This is a genomic window from Martelella alba, assembly GCF_005217455.1.
In the GTDB taxonomy this organism is placed as follows: domain Bacteria; phylum Pseudomonadota; class Gammaproteobacteria; order Enterobacterales; family Enterobacteriaceae; genus Acerihabitans.
This window is the reverse complement of sequence record NZ_SZPQ01000011.1, coordinates 172,099-178,471: the sequence shown is the minus strand read 5'-3', so window position 1 is coordinate 178,471 and position 6,373 is coordinate 172,099. Positions and strand designations below refer to the sequence as shown.

Below are 6,373 nucleotides of genomic sequence, written 5' to 3'. Positions count from 1 at the left end.
GAAGTCACCGCGCTGGGAGCGGCTTTCCTGGCCGGGCTGGCGGTGGGTTTCTGGGATGATTTGGAGGAAGTCAGGAGCAAAGCCGTGATTGAACGGGAATTCCAGCCCGCCATCGCCGCCGATAAGCGAGACGCGTATTACCATGGCTGGCAAAAGGCGGTGGCCCGCGCCCGCGCCTGGGAAGAGCCGGGAGAACTGAACAACCGGTAGCGCCCGTCCGGACTCGGTCCCCAATGTCAGGGGCCGAGTCCGGCAATATATCCGGCGGCTTCGCGCCGCCGAAAGGGTGTACGGCACCCGATGGCGTCCTCGCCGGCGCGCGGGGGAAAACGTCTCCGGCGTCTATTTCAGTATTTCGCCGGCGGATTGTCGGCCAGGAAGGCGCGAAAACGCGTCATTCCGAGTTCTAGCTTATCCAGCGAACTGGCAAAACACCAGCGGATACACCCCTCGCCGGCGGGTCCAAACGCACTGCCCGGCGCCAATCCGAGTCCGGCGCCGGCCACCAGCGCCTTACAAAACGCCAGACTGTCGCGCAGTCCCCCCACCCGGAAAAACACATACATGGCGCCTTCAGGCAGCGGCGTTTCGACACCCGGCGTATCGTTCAGTTGCCGATAAAGGAAATCCCGCGAAGCGCGATAACGCGTCAGGGTCTCCCGCAGAACCGGCTCCCCCCCTTCGACCGCCGCTATCCCGGCTTTTTGTACGAAAGCCGGGGCGCAGCTGCTGTTGTATTCAATAAGTTTGCCTAACGCCGGGGTCAGCGTTTCCGGTACCACCAGCCATCCCAGCCGCCAGCCGGTCATTAGCCAGGTTTTGGAAAAACTGTTGACGACAATCAGACGATCGCCGGGATCGGCGATATCCAGAAAAGACGGCGCGCCGCGTTCCGGCCCGCCATCGAACCACAGACGGCCATAAACCTCGTCGGACACAATCCAGATACCGTGCCGGCGGCAATGGTCGAGGATTGCCCGCTGTTGTTCCGCCGGCATTACCCAACCGCTGGGGTTGTTCGGCGAGTTGATGATAATAGCCCGGGTATCGGGCGTTAAGGCGGCCAGCAGCATATCCATATCCAGATGCCAGCTTACGCCGTCTTGTCCATGGCGGCGCAGGATCAGGGAAACCTCTGTTACCGACGCGCCGAGGATTTTGGGAATTTCCACGAGATTGGGCCATACCGGGGTGACCGCCACTACCCGGTCGCCGGGACTGTAGAGGGACTGCGCCGCCAGCATCAGCGCCGATACGCCGGAATTGGTCACGGCAATCCGGTGCTCGTCCACGGGTCGGTGCCAATGGGACAAATAGCGCGACAACGCCGCGCGCAAAGCCGCCTCCCCCAGGTTTGGCGTGTAAAACGTCTCCCCCGCCGCCAGGGAGGCCTGCGCGGCCTCACAAATAAACGCCGGCGTCTGGCGGTCGGGCTCGCCAAACCAGAACGGCAAGATATCGCTTCTGCCGATCCCGGCATTGGCGACTTCGCGGATGGAGGAAAAACGCAAATCCTGCACGGCTTGCCGCATCGCCGGGACGCCGAACGGGCTTGCGGACAATGCGCTATCGATTAACGCGGACATATTTTTTTTGCCTTGGCCAACAACGCTTGGGACGTGACCTGGGTCACGGGAAGGTCCCAGATTAGCAATCTTCGGCAAAAAAAGGGAGTCCGCGGCAACGGAAAACGATAGCTTGCCTGACATCCTCCCCCTCAAGGACGGAATTTTTCGCGGCGGTTCAATACGCCGCCGGCGCCGTGGATATCAATAGCCGCCCATCATGCCATAGCCACCGTAGCCGCCGCGGCCACCGCCCATCATGCCGTAACCACCGTAACCGCCGCGACCGCCGCGGCCGCCGCCCATCATGCCGTAACCACCGCCATAACCGCCGCCGTAGCCGGGGCAGCCGTAATATTGACCATCCGTCTGGCTATACTGGGAACGCAACGACGCCTGTTCGGTGTAAAGCTGTGCGCTCAGCGCGCCCAAATCCCGGCTTGCCGCCTGGATTTCCGCCTGGTTGGGATTATCGCTGTATACTTGCGCGTCGATGGCCGCGCGTTTTGCCAGAATCTGCCGTTGCAGGTCGGCTATGGCCTGATAGCGATCGTTTAATGCCTTTTGTTGCTGCGGCGAGATGGCGGCCGGAGCGGCGGCCGGCGCTTGCGCGGTGGTCGCCGCAGCGGCGACGCCGATACCGCCGGCCAGGCCCAGGGCCGCAATCAGCAGCGTCGCTTTCGTATTGATTTTCGTTAATTTCATGATGGCTGTCCTTTTGATTCGGCGGGTTATCCGCCTGCTTAGACTATATGTAGCAAGTTGCGTGCCAGGTTTATAATTAATTGATTTATAATGATTTATTTCATAAAACACCTTTTTTGAGCCAAAAAAACGCGATATTCGGGTAAAAATTACCCATAGAAGGTGGCGTCGGTGGGTTAAAAGGTGTCATCATCTGTTATCTACCCGTTTTGGAATCGATATGCCATGTCAGAAGAAATCCCTTTGCTTGCCCGCCGTCCCAACCCATCAACGGCGCTTTCTCCCTGGTTGTTGCTAGGGCTTTCCGTGATCCTCGGCCTGGCGATCGCTATCCTTGCCCTTCGCAACACGGAGCGGGAAAAACACTACCTGACGGAAAATTTACTCAATCGCGCCGAGGCATTGATAAGTTCAGTGGAAGCCGGCGCCCGCGCCTCCATGGGTTTTCGCGATGATGACCGTTTGTTGCAGTCGCTGCTGGAAGAAACGGGCCGGCAAGCGGGCGTCCGTTATTTGATGGTGGTGGATAGCCAAGGGCGCATTATTGCGCACAGCGACGCCGCACAGGTCGGCGGCATCCGGCCCGAATTGGCGAATCTCGCCGCGTCCACCGCCCAGCAACGGCCGGACTGGCGGTTTGTAAAAGCCGGGGACGGCCGACTCTTTGAGGCATACCAGCTATTTACGCCGGCATCGGGCCATCGTGCGATGATGATGAACATGATGGGGATGGGCGGCGACGGCGACGCGGCCACCGACGGCAAAATGTCTATTTTCGTCGGGTTGGATCCGGCGCCGGCCGAGGCGGCGTTCAGCACGGATCAGCGTAACAATCTGGTGGTAGCCGCCCTGGTGACCTTATTGGGCCTGGGCGGATTCGTGTCCCTGTTCTGGGCGCACAATTCCCGGCTGTCCGGCCGGTTGCTGAGAGACACGCAGGCCTTGGCCGCCGAAGTGATAACCAGTCTGCCGCTCGGTCTGCTGACCAGCGACAGCGGGGGGCGCGTAATACTGGCCAACGACGCGGCGCGAAACCTGCTGGGCGACGATGTCGCGCAAGGCGCCGGGACGCCGCTCGAGGGGCTGGGCGGCCTGGACTGGCGGGCCGTGCTGGCCGCCCTTGAGCGGGGCGACAAATGGCTGGAGCGGGAGATGGAGCTGGATACCGCGCGAAAGGGTACGGTACCGGTCAGTCTCAGCGCATCGCAAATTCGCAATGATGAAGGCGCCCGTCTCGGTTATTTATTCATCTTGCGCGATCTGACCCAGGTTAAGCAGTTACAGGCCGACGTGCGCCGCAATGAACGTCTCACCGCCCTGGGCCATATGGCCGCCGGCGTCGCGCATGAAATCCGTAACCCTCTCAGTTCCATCAAGGGCCTCGCCACATATTTGTCCGCTAAATTCGCCGGCGACGGACCGGAAAAGCGCGCTGCCGGCACGATGATTCTTGAAGTGGATCGCCTGAACCGAGTGGTATCGGAACTGCTGGATTTCGCCCGTCCCGGCGAGATGCCGCTGACGCGCGCCGAGGTGAATCCAGTGATTGCCCATGCGTTGCGTCTGGCCGACGCGGATGCCCGGGCACGCCGCGTCGCCTTGACGTTCGCGCCGGATCCGGCGCTGCCCTTGCTGCCGCTAAATGCGGAGCGGGTAACCCAGGCATTGCTCAATTTGCTGATTAACGCCATTCAGGCCGTTCCCGAGGGGGGAACCGTCGGCGTCACGACACATGTGGATGCCCGGCGCCGGCAGTTGGATATCGCGGTTAAGGATAACGGCGGCGGTATCCCGCCCGAAATCGTCGAGGCCATATTTACCCCTTATTTCACCACCAAATCTTCCGGTACCGGGCTCGGTCTGGCTATCGTCCAACAGATTGCCGAGGGTCACCGCGGCAAGGCGACTGTTGTTAGCCGACCCGGCGCCGGAAGCGTTTTCACCCTTTCACTGCCGCTCGGCGACGCTAACGAGGAATAACCATGCCGCTAAAAGACACGACACTGCTGGTGGTCGACGATGATGACAGCCATCGCCTGATGCTGTTGACGCTGCTCGCCGATTGGGGATACCGGGTGGAGGGCGCTCGCGACGGCGCCGACGCCGTGGCGTTATGCCGAAGCCGCCCGTTCGATTTGCTTCTGATGGATGTTCGCATGGCGGGCACGGACGGCATTACCGCCCTTCGGGAAATCAAAGCGTATAATCCGGCGATACCCATTCTTATTATGACGGCTTATTCCAATACCGAAACGGCGATACAGGCCATCAAGGCGGGCGCTTACGACTACCTGACCAAGCCGCTGGATTTCGATTTGCTGCAACTGACCTTGAAGCGGGTATTGGATCATGTCTCCCTTGGCAATGAAAACAAGCAATTGCGTAACGCGATGATGCCCGTGCTACAGGGCGAGCAGATCATCGGGCACAGCCCCGCCCTGCGTCAATTGATGGAGATGCTGGCCGTGGTGGCGCCGTCGGAGGCAACCATCCTTATCACCGGCGAATCCGGTTCAGGCAAGGAATTGATCGCCAAGGCCATTCACGCCAATAGCCAGCGCCGCAACGGTCCGTATATCGCGATCAATTGCGCCGCCATTAGCGAGTCTTTGCTGGAATCGGAATTATTCGGCCATGAAAAGGGCGCCTTTACCGGCGCGGAAAAACAGCGGGACGGCCGCTTCGCCGCGGCCGACAAGGGGACCCTCTTTCTGGATGAGATCGGCGACATGCCGCTGCCTATGCAGGTGAAGCTGCTGCGCGCCATTCAGGAACGGGAGATACAACGGGTGGGGGGCGATCGGACGGTCAAGGTCGATGTCCGTATCCTGGCCGCCACCAACAAGGATCTTGAGCAGGAAGTCGCCGGCGGCCGCTTCCGCCAGGATCTGTTTTACCGCCTGAATGTTGTGGCGCTCAGGCTGCCGCCATTACGGGAGCGCGTTGCCGATATCCCCTTGCTGGCCATGCACTTTTTGCAGAAATTTGCCGCCAAAAACGGCAAAACCGCCAAGGGATTCACGCCAAAGGCCATGGATCGGCTATTGAAATACGACTGGCCCGGCAATATTCGCGAACTGGAGAACGTGGTGGAACGATCAGTGGTATTGATGATGGGTGAATACGTCAGCCTGCAGGAGTTTCCCCCGCCGTTGCGCGAAGGGGACAACGAGCGAACGCCCCTGACCGCCGATTTCAGCGATATGACGCTGGACGAAATCGAGCACGCCGCCATCGTCAACGCGCTGGAAATGGCTGGCGGCAATAAAAGCGAAGCCGCCCGTCGACTGGGCATCACGCGCAAAACCCTGCACAGCAAAATCCGCCGCCGGGAAACGGGCGAGTAACCCCGCCGGTCGGTCAGGTGATGTGGCCGGCCGGAAAAGGATAGCCTGATTGCACGATATCCATCATTTCCTTCATATAGGACACCACCGACATCTTGACCATGGCCGGGAAAAAAATTTGCGGCGCGGCCTGGATATCGTAGACCCGGCAATGGGCCAGCCTGGCCGGATCCACTTCCGAGGCGGGCAGTAGCGCGGCGGCCTTCAGCCCGGATTCCAGCCAATCGAGTATCACCCCCGGCTGGGAAATGTTCATGACGATATGGGGTTCAATACCGCCTTTGCGGAAATGATCCACCAAGAGTTCATAGGTTCCGGCATCCTTGTTGCGGCGCAGCAATACCAGCGGAAATTCCCCCAGTTCCAGAAACGGTATCGTCGAATGAGGCGATTCGGGCAATTGTTCGTTAATCACCGCCACCAGGTCGATGGGTGAAAAGGAAATCGCATCATAGCCCTCTCTTAGGTAGGGTTTTTGTATTAAAGCAATATCAATGAAACCCTTTTGCAATAAGACTTCAATATTGCTCGAGTCAGAAACAGATACACTTATCTCGACATTGGGATAATGCTGATGCAATTGCAAAATCAGGGGTTTGAAATAGGACTGAAATAGATGACTGAGCCCAATCCGCAACCGTTTGCTTTCCCTTTTAGCGATGAGAATTATTTCCCGTTTGGTATCGCCGTGATTATTGGCGGCGGAAAGGAGGGACGTGTCATTCATCAGGCTGACCTCGTATCGCCGGCAATCCC

General features: G+C 59.3%; 5 protein-coding genes and 1 pseudogene. 3 read left to right on the top strand and 3 right to left on the bottom strand.

What is annotated here, in order from left to right; all coding sequences use genetic code 11:
• A pseudogene (locus tag FCN80_RS10205) lies at nucleotides 1-210 on the top strand (hypothetical protein); the annotation flags it as partial.
• A 137-nt stretch (nucleotides 211-347) separates the two neighbouring features.
• On the opposite strand, the gene FCN80_RS10200 reads toward FCN80_RS10205, so the two are convergent.
• Nucleotides 348-1,586, bottom strand: a complete 1,239-nt coding sequence (locus FCN80_RS10200; protein WP_136990048.1) for a pyridoxal phosphate-dependent aminotransferase — start codon at nucleotides 1,584-1,586, stop codon at nucleotides 348-350.
• A gap of 183 nt (nucleotides 1,587-1,769) precedes the next feature.
• Entirely contained in the window at nucleotides 1,770-2,270 is a 501-nt protein-coding gene (locus tag FCN80_RS10195) for a hypothetical protein (protein ID WP_136990047.1), read from the bottom strand.
• Between the two features lie 225 nt (nucleotides 2,271-2,495).
• Here FCN80_RS10195 and FCN80_RS10190 point away from each other — a divergent pair, with 225 nt between their 5' ends.
• The gene (locus FCN80_RS10190; protein ID WP_136990046.1) at nucleotides 2,496-4,250 is read left to right on the top strand and encodes an ATP-binding protein; all 1,755 of its coding nucleotides are present in this window, start codon (nucleotides 2,496-2,498) and stop codon (nucleotides 4,248-4,250) included.
• A 2-nt stretch (nucleotides 4,251-4,252) separates the two neighbouring features.
• Nucleotides 4,253-5,617 (top strand): sigma-54-dependent transcriptional regulator, encoded by a 1,365-nt coding sequence (locus tag FCN80_RS10185; protein WP_136990045.1) that lies wholly within the window; start codon nucleotides 4,253-4,255, stop codon nucleotides 5,615-5,617.
• A 13-nt stretch (nucleotides 5,618-5,630) separates the two neighbouring features.
• On the opposite strand, the gene FCN80_RS10180 is transcribed toward FCN80_RS10185, so the two are convergent.
• The gene (locus FCN80_RS10180; protein WP_230492597.1) at nucleotides 5,631-6,344 is read right to left on the bottom strand and encodes a LysR family transcriptional regulator substrate-binding protein; all 714 of its coding nucleotides are present in this window, start codon (nucleotides 6,342-6,344) and stop codon (nucleotides 5,631-5,633) included.
• Nucleotides 6,345-6,373 lie beyond the last annotated feature (29 nt).